The sequence below is a fragment of the Streptomyces sp. SM1 genome (genome assembly GCF_002910825.1).
Lineage (GTDB): Bacteria > Actinomycetota > Actinomycetes > Streptomycetales > Streptomycetaceae > Streptomyces > Streptomyces okerensis.
The window spans coordinates 1-19,306 of record NZ_NEUB01000804.1 but is presented as its reverse complement, the minus strand read 5'-3'; the positions used below and the strand labels follow the sequence as shown (position 1 = coordinate 19,306).

At 71.6% G+C, this 19,306-nt stretch carries 14 protein-coding genes and 3 pseudogenes; 6 read left to right on the top strand and 11 right to left on the bottom strand.

Annotation, left to right across the window (positions count from 1 at the left end; translation table 11 throughout):
• Positions 1–15 precede the first annotated feature (15 nt).
• The 10 genes and pseudogenes from B9S61_RS24985 to B9S61_RS24940 all read right to left on the bottom strand — a co-directional run bounded on the left by B9S61_RS24985 (position 16) and on the right by B9S61_RS24940 (position 9,173).
• A complete protein-coding gene (locus B9S61_RS24985) occupies positions 16–924 on the bottom strand; it encodes a universal stress protein (protein WP_103544260.1) in 909 nt (302 codons plus the stop codon).
• A gap of 24 nt (positions 925–948) precedes the next feature.
• Positions 949–1,854, bottom strand: coding sequence for a universal stress protein (locus B9S61_RS24980; protein WP_103544262.1), 906 nt, complete (start codon positions 1,852–1,854; stop codon positions 949–951).
• A 139-nt stretch (positions 1,855–1,993) separates the two neighbouring features.
• Positions 1,994–2,260: a metal-sensitive transcriptional regulator gene (locus tag B9S61_RS24975; protein ID WP_103544259.1), complete on the bottom strand. Its 267-nt coding sequence runs from the start codon at positions 2,258–2,260 to the stop codon at positions 1,994–1,996.
• Positions 2,261–2,301: 41 nt separating this feature from the next.
• Positions 2,302–2,670, bottom strand: a complete 369-nt coding sequence (trxA, locus tag B9S61_RS24970) for a thioredoxin (RefSeq protein WP_103544258.1) — start codon at positions 2,668–2,670, stop codon at positions 2,302–2,304.
• Positions 2,671–2,869: 199 nt separating this feature from the next.
• Complete coding sequence (locus tag B9S61_RS24965) at positions 2,870–3,736, bottom strand: sulfite exporter TauE/SafE family protein (protein ID WP_103544257.1); 867 nt, start codon at positions 3,734–3,736, stop codon at positions 2,870–2,872.
• A gap of 5 nt (positions 3,737–3,741) precedes the next feature.
• Complete coding sequence (locus B9S61_RS24960) at positions 3,742–4,323, bottom strand: rhodanese-like domain-containing protein (RefSeq protein WP_103544256.1); 582 nt, start codon at positions 4,321–4,323, stop codon at positions 3,742–3,744.
• Complete coding sequence (locus tag B9S61_RS24955; RefSeq protein ID WP_258039845.1) at positions 4,320–5,777, bottom strand: rhodanese-like domain-containing protein; 1,458 nt, start codon at positions 5,775–5,777, stop codon at positions 4,320–4,322. The genes B9S61_RS24960 and B9S61_RS24955 overlap by 4 nt, the downstream gene beginning before the upstream one ends.
• Entirely contained in the window at positions 5,774–6,130 is a 357-nt protein-coding gene (locus tag B9S61_RS24950; protein ID WP_103544255.1) for a rhodanese-like domain-containing protein, read from the bottom strand. Before B9S61_RS24950 ends, B9S61_RS24955 begins: the two co-directional genes overlap by 4 nt.
• A gap of 764 nt (positions 6,131–6,894) precedes the next feature.
• Positions 6,895–7,866: a pirin family protein gene (locus B9S61_RS24945; RefSeq protein WP_103544254.1), complete on the bottom strand. Its 972-nt coding sequence runs from the start codon at positions 7,864–7,866 to the stop codon at positions 6,895–6,897.
• A gap of 117 nt (positions 7,867–7,983) precedes the next feature.
• Positions 7,984–9,173, bottom strand: a pseudogene (locus B9S61_RS24940) (MFS transporter).
• Positions 9,174–9,272: 99 nt separating this feature from the next.
• Between B9S61_RS24940 and B9S61_RS24935 the strand changes: the two are divergent.
• The 6 genes and pseudogenes from B9S61_RS24935 (at position 9,273) to B9S61_RS24910 (ending at position 17,578) form a co-directional block, all read left to right on the top strand.
• The gene (locus B9S61_RS24935; RefSeq protein ID WP_103544253.1) at positions 9,273–9,977 is read left to right on the top strand and encodes a TetR/AcrR family transcriptional regulator; all 705 of its coding nucleotides are present in this window, start codon (positions 9,273–9,275) and stop codon (positions 9,975–9,977) included.
• 368 nt (positions 9,978–10,345) lie between these two features.
• Complete coding sequence (locus tag B9S61_RS24930; RefSeq protein ID WP_103544261.1) at positions 10,346–11,443, top strand: ABC transporter substrate-binding protein; 1,098 nt, start codon at positions 10,346–10,348, stop codon at positions 11,441–11,443.
• A 77-nt stretch (positions 11,444–11,520) separates the two neighbouring features.
• Positions 11,521–13,080 carry a sugar ABC transporter ATP-binding protein gene (locus B9S61_RS24925; RefSeq protein WP_103544252.1) on the top strand — a complete coding sequence of 520 codons (1,560 nt, stop codon included), beginning with the start codon at positions 11,521–11,523 and terminating at the stop codon, positions 13,078–13,080.
• On the top strand, positions 13,073–14,035 hold the full coding sequence (locus tag B9S61_RS24920; protein WP_103544251.1) for an ABC transporter permease: 963 nt from the start codon (positions 13,073–13,075) through the stop codon (positions 14,033–14,035). Before B9S61_RS24925 ends, B9S61_RS24920 begins: the two co-directional genes overlap by 8 nt.
• Complete coding sequence (locus B9S61_RS24915) at positions 14,032–15,069, top strand: ABC transporter permease (protein ID WP_103544250.1); 1,038 nt, start codon at positions 14,032–14,034, stop codon at positions 15,067–15,069. Before B9S61_RS24920 ends, B9S61_RS24915 begins: the two co-directional genes overlap by 4 nt.
• A 136-nt stretch (positions 15,070–15,205) precedes the next feature.
• Positions 15,206–17,578, top strand: a pseudogene (locus B9S61_RS24910) (AbfB domain-containing protein).
• Positions 17,579–17,661: 83 nt separating this feature from the next.
• On the opposite strand, the pseudogene B9S61_RS24905 reads toward B9S61_RS24910, so the two are convergent.
• Positions 17,662–19,058 (bottom strand): annotated as a pseudogene (locus B9S61_RS24905) (PA14 domain-containing protein); the annotation flags it as partial.
• Positions 19,059–19,306: the final 248 nt, after the last annotated feature.

Sequence of the window (19,306 nt, the reverse complement as noted above, 5' to 3'; positions counted from 1 at the left end):
GTCGCCGGCCCGCGGTCAGGCCGCGCCGTCCGGGTGCGGGATCACGGCGACGGGGCAGGCGGAGTGGTGCAGCAGCCCGTGGGCGACCCGGCCGAGCTGGAGCCCGAGGTGTCCCTCCCCGCGCCGGGCGCCGACGACCAGCAGGTCCGCCTGGTGCGACGCGTCCAGGAGCACGCGACGGGCGTGGCCCTCGACGGTGCGCCGACGCACCTCGATGTCCTCCGGGACGTCACGCAGCGCGGTCTCCAGTTCCTCGGCCGCACGCTCCTCGTACAGGCGCTCGGGGCCGCCCACCAGCAGGGGATGGCCGGTCGACTCGTGCGCCGGGCACCGCCAGGCCCGTACGGTCTCCAGGGCCACCCCGCGTCGCCGCGCCTCCTCGGCGGCGAATCGCACGGTCGCCGAGTTCTTCGGGTCCTCGCCGACGCCCACCACGATCCGACCGTGCACGGGTGGTGTCGCCTGGTTGTCGTGGCTGCCGCGCAGCACGATCACGGGGCAGTCCGCGTGGGCGGCGACGGCCAGGCTGACGGAGCCGAGCAGCATCTCGGCGACGCCGCTGCGGCCGCGGGTGCCGAGGACCAGCGCGGAGGCCTTGCGGCCCTCACGTACCAGGGCGTACTCCGGCTCCTCGTCCACCACGTCGGCGGTCACCCGCAGGCCGGGATGACGGGCGAGAGCACGCTCGGTGCCCGCGTCGACGACGTCCCGGGGCGACGGCGGCGCTGCCGGCGGCCGGCCGAGGCCCTGGGCGACGGCGCCACCCTCGTACCGGTCCCACAGGCAGGCGTACACCAGCCGCAGCGGCACACCGCGCAATACCGCCTCGTCCGCCGCCCAGTCGACGGCGCGCAGGCTCGGTTCGGAACCGTCCACGCCCACGACGAGGGGCTCGCCGCCGTCTCGTCCGACGCTTGCGTTCATGGTTGCTCTCCTCGGCCGGTGAGTTCAGTCGTGCGCGACGACGGCGACAGGTGCGACGGCGTGGTGCAGCACCGCGTGTGTGACGGGTCCGGTGCGGGCGCCGAACGGGCTGCGGCGGATCCGGCGGCCCACGACGACCAGCGACGCGTCACGGGCGGCGTCGACGAGGTGACGCGCGGCGCTTCCGGAGCGGGGCTCCTCGACCACCTCGACGTCCGGGTACTTCTCGCGCCAGGGGCGCAGGACGGTCGCCAGAGCGGCGGCCTCCTGCTCGCTCAGTTCGGTGCCGAGCCCGGGGTCGGCCGGCAGCGCGTAGGCGTAGTACGCCGGCAGGGTCCATCCGTGGACGGCCTTCAGCACGGCGCCACGGCGGGCCGCCTCCTCGAACGCGAACGCGATCACCGTGTCGTCGGGGTGCTCGGTGTCGACGCCGACCACGACGGGCTGATACGCGGCGGCGGCCGGCACCCCGCCGGAGGACTCCTCCGCGTCCCCGGCGCCGGTCCGGTCCACGCAGCGCACGAGGACGACGGGCGTCTCGGTGCGGGCGATCACGGAGGTGCCCACGGACCCGACGAGGAACCCCCTGAACCCGCCCAGTCCGCGAGAGCCGAGGACCAGCAGGTCGGTGCCCTTCGCCACCTCGGGCAGTACGTCCATCGGGCGTCCGGGAACGGGTTCCGCGATCACCTCCACCCCCGGGTGGCGGGAGCGGATCCCCGCAGCGGCCTCACCGGGAATCCGCTCGCTCCAGTGCTTCTGCCGCGCGGGGGCCAGCTGCACGGATTGCGCCACGGGCTCGGGGACGGGTTCCCAGACATGCACCAACCGCAGCGGCAGACCGCGCAGCTCCGCCTCCTGTGCCGCCCACTCGGCGGCAGCACGGCTCTCGGGCGAACCGTCGAGACCTACGGTGACGGTGCGGGACATGACGTCCACCTCCTGGATCGGGTTTCCGGTTCCAGGATGATGGCGGGAGCACGTCACCGGCCAGAGACCTCAGGTCCTCGTTCTGGGGACCGTTGGACCCCATCGGCCGGGCCGCTCCTGCGGTGAGGGCGGGCACGTGTCAGGAGAGGGAGAGGAAGAGCTTCTCCATCTTCCGGGTGTCCAGGCTGTCGGCTCCGCCTTCCCGGGTCAGGCATTCCTTGAGACCACCGGCGACGATGGCGAAGCCGGCGCGGTCCAGCGCGCGGCTGACCGCGGCGAGCTGGGTGACGACGTCCTCGCAGTCGCGCCCTTCCTCCAGCATGCGTACGACGCCGGTGAGCTGACCCTGGGCGCGCTTCAGCCGGTTGGCTGCCGACCGCACCTGGTCGGCGGGGAGCTGGACCATGGGGTGTTCCTCTCGACGGGCCGGCCGGGGGCCGGCCGCGGTCACTGCGCGGGAGTCCGAGCGGCGAGGGCGTCGCGCACCTCGTCCATGTCGAGTTCCCGTACGGCGGTGATGACTTCGTCCAGGGCCCGGGGCGGCAGGGCTCCGGGCCGGGAGAAGACCAGGACGCCTTCACGGAAGGCCATCAGGGTGGGGATCGAGGTGATGTCCGCCGCGGCGGCCAGGGCCTGCTCGGCCTCGGTGTCGACCTTGCCGAAGACGATGTCGGCGTTGGCCCCGGAAGCCTTCTCGTAGACGGGGGCGAACATCCGGCACGGTCCGCACCAGGAGGCCCAGAAGTCGACGAGGACGATGTCGTTCCCGGTGACGGTCTTCTCGAAGTCGGCGGCGGTGAGGGCGACAGTACTCATGGGACGGTTCCTTCCGTTTGCCGGAGCGGCGGCTTGCCGGAGCGGCGGGCTTTGATACCCCCTGGGGTACATAGCGCCGAAAGGGGCCGGGGTATTCCGCCGGCGTACGGATACCGGCCGGCCGCGGGCGTCACGGCATGCCGCTGTCCCGGCACCCCGAGGGAGAGCGGGCGCCGGGACAGTGGTGGGCCGTGGAACGCTAGGTCCGGTGCACGGCGCGTCGCAGCGGACAGCGGGCGACGAAGCCGTAGCAGACGCCCGCACCGGCGCCCAACGAGGCGAGGGCCGCCAGGAGTGGGACGGCGATGTGGGCGGGGGCCTGCTGGACCAGGACGAAGGTGCCCATGGCCAGCACGAACCAGGCGAAGAGCCGGGAGAGGACGCGGGCGGGGACGCGTCCGGCGAGCCGGGCTCCGGCGAGGCTGCCGACGACCGCGAACCCGGTGACGGCCAGGGTCAGGGTCCAGTCGATCTGGACGCTCGACAGGTAGCCGGCGAAGCCCGCGGCGGACTTCATCGCGATGACCAGCAGCGAGGTGCCGATGGCCACCGGCATGGGCAGGCCGCCGAGCAGGGCAAGGGCGGGGACGACGAGGAAGCCGCCGCCCGCGCCGACCAGGCCGGTGGCCAGGCCGACGGCCGCGCCGTCCAGCAGGACCCGCCCCACCGGGAGCTGCCGGTGGGCCTGGCCGGGGTCGACGCCCCGGCGGCCCCGGAGCATGGCGGCGGCGGTGACGATCATCATGACCGCGAAGGCGATCAGCAGGACGGCGTCGGGGATGTGGCCGCCGACGAGCCCGCCGGTGTAGGCGCCGGCCATGCCGGCCGCTCCGAACAGGACGCCGGTGCGCCAGCGGACCCGTCCGCCGCGGGCATGGTTGATCATGCCCACGGCGGAGGTGACGCCGACGACGAACAGGGAGGTGGCGATGGCCTCCTTGGCGTCCATGCCCGCGACGTAGACCAGCAGCGGCACGGTCAGGATCGACCCGCCTCCCCCGAGCAGCCCGAGGGAGACGCCGACCAGCAGCGCGAGGACGAGAACGAGGACGAGCGTCAGCGTCATACCGGTCACCTGCCGTCGGCGAGTTGGGCGACGGCCTTGCGCGGGTCGAAGGACGGGGTGCGGTTCCACGGCATCTTCGACAGCAGCACGCCCATCGCGCAGGTGTTGCTGAGGGCGGCGAAGGCCAGCCCGCCGCCGACGAACGCGGACAGCGCCTGCAGGCCGGGGACGACGAAGCTGCCCAGGGCACCGACCAGGACCAGGGAGCCGGCGACCAGCCGGACCTGGCGCTCCATGTCCCAGCGCTCCTGGCCGTAGTTGGTCGGGGCGCCGGACTTCTCCCAGGCGGTCATGCCGCCCGACAGGACGGCCAGGCCGGGGAGCCCGGCTTCGGCGAGGGCGCGTTCGGCCTGGCCGGCGCGCTGGCCGGAGCGGCACACCAGCACCACGTCGGTGTCCAGGTGCCTCGTCAGTTCCTCGCGGTGCTCGCGCAGGGTGTCCAGCGGGACGTTGTAGGAGCCGGGGATGTGCGCTCCCTCGAACTCGGCGGGGGAACGGACGTCGAGCAGCCGGGGCGGGTTGGCCGAGTCGAGCCTGTCGCGCAGTTCGTCGATGGTCAGGGCGCGGGGGGTGGTGGGGGTGGTCACGCGTTGATCTCCTGTCGATCACCGGATGCTGCCGGGGCTTCAGTGGTTTCGGGGTCCGCAGGGGTACCGGAGGTACCGGGGCCTGCGGAGGCTTCGGAGGGGAGGGCACACAGGCCCAGGTCGAGGGCGTTGTCGAAGCTGTCGTCGACGGCGACGACGTCACGGCCGCGGGCGTGGAGCAGTGCGGCGACGATCCCGGCGCGGTATCCGCCCGCGCAGTGCACCCAGACGCGGCCCGCGGGGATCTCCTCGAGACGGCCCGGCACCTCGTGGATGGGTATGTGCACCGAGCCGGGGATGTACGCCTCGTCGCGCTCCTGGCGGCGGCGCACGTCCAGGACGACGACGTCGTCGTCCCCGTCGCGGGCCGCCTCGAGGTCGCCGAAGACGGCCCGCTCGTAGGCGGCGAGCGGCTCGCCGCCGGCCCAGTCCTCCGGGCCGCCGGTGGCCATGGCGGCCGGGCGGTCGATGCCGATGCGGACCAGCTCGCGCTGGGCCTCGGCCACGTCCGCTGCGCTCTCGCCGAGCAGGGTGAGCGGGGTGCCCCACGGGATCAGCCAGCCGAGATAGGTGACGAACTGGCCGTCCAGGCCGAAGTTGAGACTGCCGGCCAGGTGCCCGGCGGCGAAGGCGGTGCGGTCGCGCAGGTCCACCACCCACTCGCCCGCCTCGATCCTGCGCCGCAGCTCGGCCGGTTCCGCCACGGACGGCGCGGACAGGTCCGGCTTGCCGGGGTCGCCGGAGTTGGCCGGGCCCATGTGGGCGTAGTAGGCCGGATAGGCGTCCAGGCCCGCCAGGAGCTGCTCGACGTAGGCCTCCTCTCCGGCGGTCAGCGCGGTGTTGGTCCGCTTCTCCTCGCCGATCGTGCTGGACAGGCCGGAGGCCTGGGCGGCGGAGCAGAACGAACCGAACCCGTGGGTGGGATAGACGGCGGTCTCGTCAGGCAGTTCCTCCGCCAGCCGGTGCGCCGAACGCCACTGGGCGCGCACCAGGGTGTCGGTGTGGTCCGGACCCAGCAGGTCCGGACGTCCGGTGGTGCCGTACAGGAGGGAGCCGCCGGTGAACACCGCGACCTGCTCTCCGTCGGCCTCGAGGGCGTAGGACAGGTGGGTGTGGGTGTGGCCCGGGGTGTGGATGACCCGCACCCGCAGGGTGTCGCCGACCTCGATCACCTGGCCGTCGCGCACCGGGGTTCGTTCGTAGGAGACCTCGTCGTCGGCGTTCACCAGGTACTGCGCGCCCACGTCGCGGGCCAGGCCCAGGCCGCCGGTGACGTAGTCGTTGTGGATGTGCGTCTCGAACACATGGGTGATCCGCACTCCGGCGGCGTCGGCCAGCGCGGTGATGCGGTCGTAGTCGCGCTGGGGGTCGACCACCAGGGCCACGGAACCGTCGTGGGCGAGGTAGGTGCGGTCCCCCAGGCCGGGGGTCTCGACGGGCAGAACGGTGATCATCGCGTCTCCTCGGAAGTGGTCGGGACGGCGCCGGTGCCGGGTTCGTCACCGGTGACCGCGGGGCGGCCGGCGTCGAGCCATGCGGCGGTGCCGCCGCTGACACTGCGGGCGTCGTAGCCCAGGTCGCGGAGCAGGGAGGCCGCCTGTGCGCTGCGGCCGCCGCTCTGGCAGATCACGTGGACCGGCCGGTCCCTGGGCAGCTCGGCGAGGGCGAGCGGCAGGTCGGGGAGCGGCGCCGACCGGGCGCCGGGGACGTGGCCGGTGCGGTACTCGCCGCTGTTGCGGACGTCGACGACGAGGGCGCCTGCCGCGTGCGCCTCGGCGAACCGCTGCTGGTCGATCTCGGGAACCATGCGGGGAACTCCTGCTCACTTGCCTTCACTGATACCTAGGGGGGTATGCCTGAGACCAACCGTAGCAGGGTCCGGGTTATGCCCCGGGGGGTATCCAGATGTGGCGTGCCTCACACGTATGGCGCTGTCGGCCGGCGCGGAACGGGCACACGGCGGGCCCCTGCACCGTCACCCCGCCGGGCCCGGCTCCCCCGGACGGGCGGTCTGCGGCGCGGGCAGCGGAAAGCCCGCCCACGAGCATGGTGAAGGAGGTCGGGACGCTGCGTTCAGGGCGCACCGGCCCGGTCACGGCACGAGGTGACGGTGCGACAGCCCACTCAGATTCGGGGGAGTTACGGCGACCCCGCGGGTCCAGGTTCGGGATCGGCTCAGGCAGGCCCGCGGAGTGCAGGTGGAGAAACGCGCGATCCCTCGGAGGGCGTGCACCCCTTCGCCGGGAAGACGCACCGGCGCACCGAGTATCGGACGGCACCCTCGGCGTCCCGACGATCACCGACGACTTCCGCGAGGAGTGCGAAGAGGTCGGCCCCGAGCGGGTCTCACGCACGACGCGGCGCATCGGCCCCACGGAAAAGGGGGGAAGCCTCGGAGTTCCGGTGCCGTTCCGGCCGAAGCTGCCCGCGGAGCTCCCCATGCGCGGGCAAACAGCCTCAGAAGACCCGGTGAACCGGAGCCGAGGGCCTGCCGCCCGGGATTCCCGCGTCGCCGGGCCGACGCGGCAGCGAATCCCGGCCCCCATGCTTCAGTACGTATGTCTGCGCAGGTCAGCGAGCCCTTCCTCGCGGCTTCAGAGGAACGTTCGGAAGCTCCGGCGCGGGGAGCGGGTCACCGTCGTACCCGTGCACCTCGCCGAACCGGGTTCCGTTCATCCAGTCGTCGCGGGCCCGGACGATGTCGTCGTGCGAACGGCCGATGAAGTTCCACCACATGACGATCTCCTCGCCGAACGGCGGCCCGCCCAGGAGCACCAGCCGGGCCGGTCCGGTCCCCCGGTTGGTGAGGGTGAGGCGCGTGCGGCCGGGGGCGATGTAGCCCAGTTCGGCGGGCCGTACGGCGGTTCCCTCGGCGAGGACATCGCCCGCGTCGACGAGGACGCCGTGCTCGAAGGCCGGGTCGAGACCGAGGGTCATCTCGGCCCCGGGGGCCACGGACAGTTCCGCGCCCAGCAGAGGAGTGAAGGTGCGTACGGGGGACGTGTCGCCGGCGAGCGAGCCGAGGAAGACGCGCACCTCGCCGCCGTCCACCGGGATCCGCTCGGGCACGTAGTGCTGGAAGTCCCGTTCCGTGTCACGGTGTTCTCCCGGCAGCGCCACCCACAACTGCACACCGTGCAGGAGCGCGGTGCCGGGCGTCGACACCTCCGAGTGACTGATGCCGTGACCGCCGGTCATGAGGTTGAGCTCGCCCGGCCGGACGTAGGCGTGGCTGCCCAGACTGTCGCGGTGCTCGATCTCTCCGCTGAACAGCCAGCTCACCGTCTGCAGGCCGGTGTGCGGGTGGGGAGCGACGTTCATGCCGCCCGTCCCGGTGACATCGTCGGGACCGTAGTGGTCCGCGAAGCACCAGGCCCCGACGAGGGACCGGGCCCGCTGGGGCAGGGTGCGCCGCACCCTCATCGCGCGCGGGCCGCCGAGCGGTACGTCACGCGGAGTGAGAACCTCGACGTCGGCCGGGCGCTCCGCCTCCGACTCGCCCCCGCACGTCAACTCCGGGGGCCGTGTCTCCGTATTGCTCATACCGCCTGCCCTCCATCCAGAAAGTTCGACTTTCAACATTTCTGGAACCGATCATAGGTCGCCGGACGAGATCGCGTGAGAAGGGTTCGGCATCCCGGCGATCGACCCCTCGGCCGGTCACACGCCCGTCGCCACCGGATGGCGCAGCAGGTAGCCGGCCGCGCTCACCACCAAGGCTCCCATGCAGGCGATGAACACAAATGCGGCGCCTTCCAGACCCATCGGTTCCGTCAGCAGACCCACCCCGATGACCGGCACCGAGATCCCCGCGTACGCCACCACGAACAGCGACGAGATCACGGCCGCGCGCCGGTCCTCCGGGGACGCCCACCCACGGCGGACAGCGCTCCGCGGAACGCCAGGCCCTGGCCGAATCCCCCGACGACCGCGCTCGGCACCACCAGCGTCAGCAGGTCCCAGTGGATCGCGCCCGCGAGCAGCGCCAGCCCGGCGAGAAGTCCGGCGCAGCCCAGCGGCAGTGACCGGCCCACACCGACCCGGTCGACGGCCAGCTGGCCGCCCGTCGAGGCGAAGAAGGCCAGCGCCACGACCACCCCGCTGACGGCGTGGTCGCTCACGTCGAGGGACTGCGCCAGGAAGGCCGGGCTGACGGAGGTGAACACGCCGAACAGGGCGAAGCCGACGAACGCGGCGGTCGCCGCAGCCCCGAACACCGGCCGCACCTGCGGGGGCACGCCGGGCCGTTGCGGCCGCACGGTGCCGAGCGGCCGGCGCCGGCCCACCGTCTCGGGCAGCCGCAGCAGAACCGCGATCGAGCACGCCACCAGGGTGAGGTGCACGGCGAACGGCAGATACAGCGGCCAGGCCGCGTACTGCGCGAGCAGTCCGGCGAGCAGCGGACCGCAACCGAGCCCGCCCATGTTGACGGCCGTGGCGACGAACGTGGCCCGGGAGCCGCCGCCCGGCGGTGCCGACTCCATGACGTACGCCGTGGCGGCGCCGGTGAACAGACCCGCGGACAGGCCCGACAGCAGCCGTCCGGCGTACAACCAGCCCAGCCCCGTGGCGGACAGGAAGCAGACTCCGCTCGCGGCCGCGCAGCCCAGACCCCACAGCAGCACCGGACGCCGGCCCACGGCGTCCGAGGCGTTGCCCGCGAGCAGCAGCACTCCGATGACCGCGAAGGCGTACACGGCGTACACGACGGTGACGGTCAGCTCGGAGAAGTCGAACTTCTCCCGGTAGAGGGGGTAGAGCGGAGTCGGCAGCGTGGTGCCGGCCATGCACACCGCGAAGACGGCACCGCCCAGCAGACACACCCGCCACCCGCGGCGATCACCGGCCATGACCCGACGCTAACCCTCACACGTCCATGGCCCCCTCCGGCACGCCATGGGCCGGTCCGGGCGCCGGAGGATTTTGCAGACAATGCATCTTTGCACAGCATGCACGACATGACAGGGAGGGACGGCGCGGGCGGCGGACTGCGGGAGCGCAAGAAGCGGGCCACACGTGCGGCCCTCACGGAAGCCGCGGTACGCCTCGCCGCCGAGCACGGGGCGGACCATGTGACCGTCGAGGCGATCAGCGCGGCCGCCGGGGTGTCCGTACGCACCTTCTTCAACTACTTCGACTCACGGGACGACGCCTTCGTCGTCATCGACGCGGACGCGAACGTCCGGGTGCGCCAGGCACTCCTCGACGCTCCGGCGGCGCTGACGCCCTTGGAGGCCCTGCGCGAGGCGCTCGCCGCCGAGCTCTCGGAGGCCGAACGCCAGCACGAACTGTGGAGTCTGCACGCCGAGGTACTGCGTGCGGCCCCTCACCTCCTCGTGCGCACTCTCGGCGCCCACATGGCCGACGAGGCGGGCCTCGCCGAGGTGATCGCCCAGCGGATCGGCTCCGGGCCACCGGGAAGCCCGGCCGCCGCCCCGCCCGGAGCCGAGACCGGTGCCGGTGCCGATGCCGATGCCGGCGAGGGGCACGGCGCGACCGGTCTGTACCCGCGGCTGCTCGCGGCCGTGGCCGGTACGGCGGTCCGGGTGAGCGTGCAGCACTGGTGCGACCGGCAGGACGAACTCGCCTTCGCCGATGTGTTCCGCGAGGTGTTCGCCCTGCTCGCGGCCGGCCTGCCGGCACCGACCCGGTAGGCGCCGACCGCCGACCGGGCGGCCCGCCCGTTATGTTTTTCGCGGTCCTGCAAGAGGGCCGCTGGCCTCCGGGCCCGGCATGACTGTGTCCCCCTGTCGAAGGCATGACCTGGGGGGTGGTGTCACCGGGCCCGGGAGGTGCCGTCGGAGACGCTGATGAGAGGTCCGGCCACCGTCCGGTCCGGCGCAATGCCGGACAGCTCGCGGGCGGCAGGTCTGCATAACGTGGATGCGCGAGTACGACACCGATGCCGAGGCCGGCACCGTCAACACCCCTTGGGGAGGGGCGCGACAGGGGAGCAGTTTTCATGTCCGCGCGCCCTTCGGCTCCTCAGTTCCCTTTCAGCGTCACCCGGATCGGGGTCACCATGCAGCGCACCACTCACCGTTCTCTCGTTCTCGCCCGCCCCGTGGTCGTGGCCTTGGCCGCCGCCGTAGCCCTGACCGTCACGTCCTGCGCCAAGTCGGAGGGCGACGCGGCGGACAGCAAGAAGTCCCCGGCGGCCGCCGACGACGCCGGTCAGAAGGTCGTCACACCGAAGCCGGGCAGCGAGACCTGCACCATCGACGCCTACGGCGGCGAGAAGATCGACCTGAAGGACGCCACGGTCGGCTTCTCCCAGTCGGAGAAGGAGGCCAACCCCTTCCGCATCGCCGAGACGCAGTCCATCAAGGACGAGGCGGCCAAGAGAGGCGTCAAGCTGCTGACGGCCAACGCCCAGTCGCAGTTCTCCAAGCAGATCAGCGATGTGCAGGACCTGCTCGCCAAGGGCGCCGACCTGCTGGTGATCGCCCCGCTCAACTCCGACGGCTGGGACCCGGTGCTGCAGGCCGCCGCCGCGAAGAAGGTGCCGATCGTCACCATCGACCGCAAGATCAACGCCACGGCCTGCAAGGACTATGTCTCCTTCATCGCCTCGGACTTCGTCGAGCAGGGCCGGCGTGCCGCCGACCAGATGATCGAGGCCACCGGCGGCAAGGGTGAGGTCGCCATCCTGCTGGGATCGGCCGGTAACAACGTCACCACCGAGCGCACCCAGGGCTTCAAGGAGCGCGTCGCCGAGAAGGCCCCCGGCCTGAAGGTCGTCTTCGAGCAGACCGGTGACTTCACGCGCGAGAAGGGCCAGCAGGTCACCGAGCAGCTCATCCAGTCCAAGCCCGGCATCAAGGGCATCTACGCGGAGAACGACGAGATGGGCCTGGGCGCGGTGGCCGCGCTCAAGGGCGCCGGCAAGAAGGCCGGCGACATAGAGATCGTCACGGTCGACGGTACGCGCAACGCCGTGCAGGGCGTCGTGGACGGCTGGATCAGCGGTGTCATCGAGTCCAACCCGAGGTTCGGCCCGCTGGCGTTCCAGACGCTGGACACCTTCACCCAGGGCAAGGAAGTCCCCCAGGACATCGTTATCCAGGACAGCGCCTACAACGCCGACAGCGCCGAGAAGGACCTCGGCAAGGCCTACTGATCCCGTTGATCCCGCCGCGGGGGCCCGGGATCCCGGGCCCCTGTCCGTCCGTCACCCCATTCTTCCTGGAGGCACAGGTGGCTCCCCCCGCCGAAGTCCTCGCCGTCCGCGGACTGAGCAAGACCTTCCCCGGCGTCCGGGCCCTGGACGGCGTGGACCTGACCCTGCACGCCGGTGAGGTGCACGCCCTGATCGGCGAGAACGGCGCCGGCAAGTCGACGCTCATCAAACTCCTCACCGGGGTCCACCGGGCCGACGCCGGTGACATCGTTTTCCAGGGCCGTACGGTCTCCTTCGGCACTCCGCTGGAGGCCCAGAAGGCCGGTATCTCCACCATCTACCAAGAGGTCAATCTCATCCCGCTGCTGAGCGTGGCCCGCAACCTCTTCCTGGGCCGTGAGCCGCGCAACCGCTTCGGGCTGCTGGACTTCGCCCGTATGAACCGCGAGGCCGAGGAGGCGCTCGGCGCCTACGGCGTGCGGGTGGACGTCCGCCGGCCGCTGCGCAGCCTCGGTGTGGGCGCGCAGCAGATGGTGGCCCTGGCCCGTGCCGTGGCGAGCGAGGCGCGGATCGTCGTCATGGACGAGCCGACCTCCTCCCTGGAACCGCGGGAGGTCGAGACGCTGTTCTCGGTCATCCGCCGGCTCCGCGACGCGGGCATCGCCGTCATCTACGTCAGTCACCGTCTCGACGAGCTGTACGCGGTGTGCGACACGGTCACCGTGCTGCGGGACGGCCGTCGCGTGCACCACGGCCGCCTCGCCGAACTCGACCGGCTCTCCCTGGTGTCCACCATGCTCGGCCGGGAACTGGGCGAGGTCCGCACGGAGGGCCTGACGAAGTTCACCGGCGACCATCACGCCACCGATGCCGAACCGGTGCTGGAGGCACGGGACCTGAAGGTCCCGCACCAGTTGCACGGCGTGTCCGTGAGCATCCGCCCCGGCGAGGTCGTCGGACTGGGCGGGCTGCTCGGTTCCGGACGCACCGAGACCGCCAAGGCCATCTCCGGCGCGCTGGCGACGAGTTCGGGCAGGGTGACGGTGGCCGGTGTGCCGCTCCGCGCCGGCTCCACCCCCGCGGCCATCCGGGCGGGCATCAGTCTGCTGCCGGAGGACCGCAAGAGCGAGGGCATCGTTCCGGGTCTGTCGGTCCGGGAGAACATCTCCCTCGCCGCGCTGCCCCGGCTCTCCCGCTTCGGACTGGTCTCCGAGGCACGCGTGGACAGCATCGTCGACACCTTCATCGAGCGGCTGCGCATCAAGGCGTCCTCACCGCACCAGAAGGTGGGCGAACTGTCCGGCGGCAACCAGCAGAAGGTGCTGCTCGCCCGCTGGCTGGCGATGAACCCGAAGGTGCTGCTGCTGGACGAGCCCACCCGGGGCATCGATGTCGGAGCCAAGGCCGAGGTGCAGAAACTGGTGGACGAACTGGCCGCGGACGGCCTGGGCGTGCTGCTCATCTCCTCCGATCTGGAGGAACTGATCGAAGGGTCCGACCGCGTGGTCGTACTGAAGGACGGTGCCGTCGTCGGCGAGCTGACCGGCGACGAGGTCACCGAGGACAAGCTGATGCGGACCATCGCCGGGCACGCCCCGGACGGCGACGTGCTGGAGGAGGCGGCCACCGATGGCTGAAGCCACCCTCAAGACCGTCCCCCTCGACAGGGCCCGCGTCCTGCAGTGGCTGCAGACGTACGGGGTCTACGCCGGCGTGGCGCTGCTGATGGCCGTCAACATCGTCATCACCCCGCACTTCCTGTCCGCGGAGAACTTCCGTACCCAGGCCGTGCAGGTCGCTCCCGTCATCATCGTGGCGCTGGGCATGGCCCTGGTCATCGGCACCGAGGGGGTCGACCTCTCGGTCGGTGCCGTGATGGCCCTCGCGGCCTCCGTGACGGCCCTCTACCTCGGCTACGGGCTTCTGCCCGCGCTGCTCGTGGTGGCGGTGTTCGCCGCGGGTATCGGGCTCGCCAACGGGGCGCTGGTCGCGTTCGTCGGGGTGCAGCCGATCGTGGCGACCCTGGCGCTCATGGTGGGCGGCCGGGGTCTCGCCCTGGTGCTGCTGCCGCAGCTGGAGGACCTGCGCAACCCCGCGCTGGCCTCCCTGGGCTCCGGGGACGTGCTGGGCATCCCGTATCTGATCCTGATCGCCGCCGTGCCGGCGCTGCTGGTGGCCTTCACCGTCCGTCGCACCACGTTCGGGCGGCAGCTCCTCGCGATCGGTGACAGCCGGCCCGCGGCGCAGCTCGCCGGGCTGCCGGTACGCCGGGTACTGATCGTGGTGTACGTCGTCTGCGCACTGCTCGCCGCGGTGGCGGGCGTGCTGGCCACGGCACGGCTGGGGGCCAGCGACCCGACCTCGCTGGGCAATCTGATGGAGCTGTCCGCCATCACCGCCGTCGTGGTCGGCGGGACACCGCTGACCGGTGGCCGGGTGAACATCGCCGGCACGGTGGCAGGAGCCGTGCTCATCCAGCTGCTCACCGCCACCCTCATCGAGCACGATCTGCCGCCCTCCTGGACACAGATCGCGCAGGCCGTAGTGATCGTGTGCGCGGTGTACGCGGCACGGGGACGGGGGAAGCGATGACCGCCACGAAGACGGACGCCCCGGTGAGCGCGACGCGTGACAAGCGGCCGGCGCCGGCCGGCGAGCCGCCGGGTTCCGCCCGCTCCGAGCGGGTGAGCGCGCTGGTCCAGCAGCACGGTGCGCTGGCGGTGCTGCTGGTCGTCTCCCTGGTGGCGTCGTTCAGCTTCGACTCCTTCGCCACCGGTGACAACATCAGCAACATGGCGACGAGTTCGGCGTTCCTGGCCATCGTCGCGCTCGGCATGACCTTCGTCATCATCACCGGGGGCATCGACCTGTCGGTCGGTTCGCTCTTCGCGCTCGGCGGGGTCCTGGCGGCCTGGGGGTCCCGGCACGGCACCCTGGTGGCCCTGCTGCTGCCGCTGGTGGTGTGCGGGGCGGTCGGTGTGGTCAACGGCCTGCTCGTGGCCCGTTCCCGGCTGGCGCCCTTCATCGTGACCCTGGCGGCCATGCTGGGTGCGCGCGGTCTGATGCTGGCGCTCACCGACGAGGGCGCCAACACCTATCTGATCGGCAAGGGTTCCTTCCTCGCCGAGCTCGGCCAGGGCAGCACCCTGGGTCTGGGCAACCCCGTGTGGATCACGCTGGCGCTGTTCGTCGCCGGGGCCGTCGTACTGCGCCGCACCCGGTTCGGGCAGCATGTGTACGCCGTCGGCGGCAACGAGGACGCGGCGGCGCTGATGGGTGCCCCGGTGGCCCGTACGAAGATCCTCGTCTACACCCTGTCCGGAGTGACGGCCGGGCTGGCGGGCGCTCTCAACGCGGCCTGGCTCGCCTCGGGGGTGACCATTCTCGGCAACGGCATGGAGCTGGAGGCCATCGCCGCCGTCGTCATCGGAGGCACCCTGCTCACCGGCGGACTCGGCTACGTCAGCGGCGCCCTGGTCGGTGTGCTGCTGCTCAAGGTGATCCAGAACGTCATCAACCAGATCGGCTCCCTCGACTCCTCCTACCAGCAGGTCGTCAGCGGTGCCTTCCTGGCCGTCGTGGTCGTCGCCCAGACCTGGCTGGGCCGGCGTCGGCAGCTGATGTAGAACCGCGGGCGCGGCGGCGGACCCGCTGAGGGATCCCGCCGCCGCGTCCGGCACCGGGCGGCCGGCCACGTTCCGACGTGCACCGGCCGCTTCTCGCACGCGCACGGCTCCCACCCCCACTTCCCCAGGAGTGACGATGCGTCGAGTACTCGCCCCGCCCGCCCGCCTCCTCCGGTTCAGACGCCGGTCGTGGCGGCTCACCGCCCTGTCCGGCGTGCTGGCCGTGCTGGTCGTGCTGGCCGGCACGGCTCTCACCGGTTCCGGCACCGCGACCGCGGCGCCCCGGGCCTGGACCCCCAAGCCCGCGCCGATGACGACGCCCTGGACCGGCCAGGTCTCCGTCGACAACCCGCTGCCCGAATACCCCCGGCCGCAGCTCACCCGCCCCGACTGGGCCAATCTCAACGGTATCTGGGACTTCGCCGTCACCGCGGCGGGCGCCGGCCGGCCCGCGTCGTTCACCGAGCAGATCCGGGCCCCGTTCGTCGCGGAGTCGGCACTGTCCGGCATCCAGCGCAGGATCACACAGAACGACAAGCTCTGGTACAAGCGCGCCTTCACCGTCCCGTCGGGCTGGGACGGCCGCCGGGTGCAGCTCCATTTCGGCGCCAGTGACTGGCGTACCACCGTGTGGGTCAACGACCGGCAGGCCGGCGCCGCCCACAGCGGCGGCTTCGACTCCTTCTCGTACGACGTCACCGACCTGCTGAACCGGGGCGGCGCCAACACCATCGTCGTCTCCGTGTGGGACCCCACCCAGAACGGCACCCAGGCGGTCGGCAAGCAGCGGCTGAACGACGTCACCCCGCACCCGGGTGGGGGCATCTTCTACACGACCGCGTCCGGCATCTGGCAGACGGTGTGGCTGGAGCCCACGTCGGCGGCGCACATCACCCGGCTCGACATGGTGCCCGACCTCACCAACAGCCGGCTCAAGGTGACCGTGCGGGGCGCCGGGACGAGCGGACACCAGGCCCGCGTGACCGTCTCCTCCGGCGGCACCACGGTCGGCACGGCCACCGGTCCCGTCGGCTCGGAATTCACCGTCCCGGTGCCGAACGCCCACCGGTGGACACCCGACGATCCCTTCCTCTACGACGTGCGCGCCGACCTGCTGTCCGGTTCGACGACGGTCGACACGGTCGGCAGCTACACCGGCATGCGTACCGTCGGTCTCGCCCGGGTGGACGGTGTGCTGCGGCCCGTGCTCAACGGCCGGTTCGTGTTCCAGACCGGCACCCTGGACCAGGGCTACTGGCCGGACGGCATCTACACCGCGCCGACCGACGCGGCCCTGCGGTTCGATCTGCAGAAGCACAAGGACCTGGGCTTCAACATGGTGCGCAAGCACATCAAGGTGGAGCCGCAGCGCTGGTTCTACTGGGCCGACCGGCTCGGGCTGCTGGTCTGGCAGGACATGCCGTCCATGGAGCGCACCCCGGACGCCGCGGCGCGCGTGCAGTGGGAGGCCGAGTACGACCGCGTCATCGACCAGCACCGCAGCTCCCCCGCGCTGGTCATGTGGGTCAACCAGAACGAGGGCTGGGGCCAGTACGACCAGGCGCGCATCGCGAACGAGGTGAAGGCGTACGACCCGTCGCGCCTGGTGGACAACATGAGCGGGATGAACTGCTGCGGTGCCGTCGACGGCGGGAACGGCGACGTCGTCGACCACCACGTCCACGTCGGACCCGGCACGACGGTGCCCAGCTCCACCCGGGCCGCGGTGCTCGGCGAGTACGGCGGGCTCGGCTTCGAGGTCGCGGGTCACGAGTAGTACCCGGGCGGCGGCTTCAGCTACGAGGACCAGCCGGACCTCACCCATCTGAACAACCGGTTCGTCGGGCTCCTCGACGGCATCCGCGAGGTGCGCCTGCCCCGGGGCCTGTCCGCCGCGGTCTACACCGAGATCGCCGATGTGGAGAACGAGGCGAACGGCCTCCTCACCTACGACCGCCAGGTGGTCAAGGTGGACGAGGCACGGGTCCGGGCGGCCAACCGGGCGCTGATCGACGCGTCCCGCTCGCCGGCCGCGCCGGTGACGCTGCCGGCCGGGCAGTACGCGTCCCTGCGCGTGACGACTCCGGGCCACACCGACCGCTACGTCCGGCACCAGGACGGCGCGGTGTTCACGGAGGTCGTCACCGGGGGCAGTGACTCGCTGCTGAAGAACGACGCCACCTGGCGGATCGTCCCCGGCCTCGCCGACAGCTCGTGCTACTCCTTCGAGTCGCGGAACTACGCCGGCGAGTATCTGCGCCACCGCAACTCCCGTGTGTACAAGGAGGGCGGGAGCGGCGACCTGTTCCGCGCGGACGCCACCTTCTGCCCCGTCCGGGGCGCGAACGGCGGTGTCAGACTGTCCGCCTACAACTTCCCCGGGCAGTATCTGCGCCACTACGACGCCGAGTTGTGGCTGGCCGTACCGGGCGGGTCCCGCGCCTGGGACAACTCCGCCCACTTCACTGAGGACACCACCTGGGCCGTTCAAGCGCCCTGGGCCCCGTGACCGCGGTGACGCCGGCCGCGTGAGAAGAGCGGTGGCGGCCGTACGCGGCCGCCACCGCACCCGTTCCCCACGACCTTTGGAGTTCCTGGACGATGACTGCCACAAGGACCGGACTCGCCGCCAAGTGCTGCGCCACCCTGCTTGCCGTGGCGCTTGACCGCGTCGGTGACGTCGGCGCTGAAGGCGTTGTAGCCGCCGGTGTGTTCGGCGACCTTCTTGCCGTTGACCCAGACGCGGGCCTGGTAGTCCACCGCACCGAAGTGGAGCTTCAGCCGGTTGCCGTCGCCGCCCCTGCCGACCTTCCAGCTTCTCGGCACGTCGACGAGCTTGCGGTAGAACATGTGGTCCTCGTGCCGTTCCAGCCCGGAGAGCTGAGACTCGACCGGGAACGGCACGATGATCTTCTCGTCCAGGTTCTTGCCGAAGACCGGCTCCTCACCGGCTTCGGCGCCGCCGAACTGCCAGGGGCCGTTGAGGTTCTTCCACTTGGAGCGGACCTGCTGCGGGCGGGGGTACTCCGGAAGCGGGTTCTTCCTGTCGACCTTGTCGCCCCACGGGGTGGTGATCCGGTGGGTGGAGGTGTTCACGGCGTAGCGGACGATCCGGGGCACGGTCTCGCCGCCGGCCTCGAGGCCCCCTTCGCCGTCTTAGGTGACCCGGACCTGCTGGTCCTTCTGGATCGGCTCCGAGAGCGTGACGACCAGGGAGTCGCGGTCACCGCGTGCGGGCGCCACCGACTTGACCGGCATGGCGGTCGTGTCGGCCTCGATCTTGAGGTGGTCCGCCACCTGCGCCAGGTCGCTCACCCGGTCCTCGAACCGGGCGAGCAGCCTGCGTCCGTCCTCGCCGACGGTCAGCTCCACGGGGAAGACCTCGAAGCCGGCGGGCGGGGTGAACGCGGAGGTCGGGACGAGCTGCTTGGGCATCGTCGGCGTCGACCAGCGCAGGAACATGTTCGCCCCGCCGATGTCCTGGAACATCTCCATCGGGAAGTCGTGCTTCTCGCCGGCCTTCAGGGTGATGGGCGCACTGGTCTGCTCCCGGTCCCAGTCCGGCTCCCAGTGGCCGATGACCGGCTCGCCGTCGATGAGGAGCCGGAAGCCGTTGTCGCCGATGGCGTAGAACGTGTAGTCGCCGTCCTGGGATGCCTCGATCTGTCCGGTCCAGCGGGCTGTGGTGTGTTCCGTGCGCCCGGTCAGCTCCTCGAAGGTGCCGGTCAGCCCGGAGAAGTTGATCTGCGGCTCCAGGAGGGTGCCGCCCAGCTCGGCGAAGTCCCGGGCGCCCGGCGCCGACATGCTGAAGTACTCGCCCTTCAGGCCGTGACCTGAACGTCGGCGTCGGCGGCCGCGCGGGCGGACGTGACGGTCTCCGGCGCCGCGGCCGTCGCCGAGGGGGCCAGGGCGCCGGTGGACAGGGCCAGTGCCGTGACGGTCAGCAGAGCCCACCATCGGGACCGCGGGCGGGTGTGTTGTCTTGTCATCGAACCTTTCCTCGCGCAGGGGGCATGGGGCCAGGACGAAGCGGGCACGGCCGTCGGCTCGGTCAGGCATTGCTTCCAACGTTGGAAATCCGCCGTGCAGCGGAATGACAACACGCCGCCCGGCGGCTGTCCAGGCTTCGCGCACAGCTGACGCTCCATCAGCAGGGCTGTGTCCGGGCGAGGATGAGTGTGCGCACGTGAACGCCCCGGCGGTGGGCGATCTCTTTGGCATGTACGGAACCACTCGC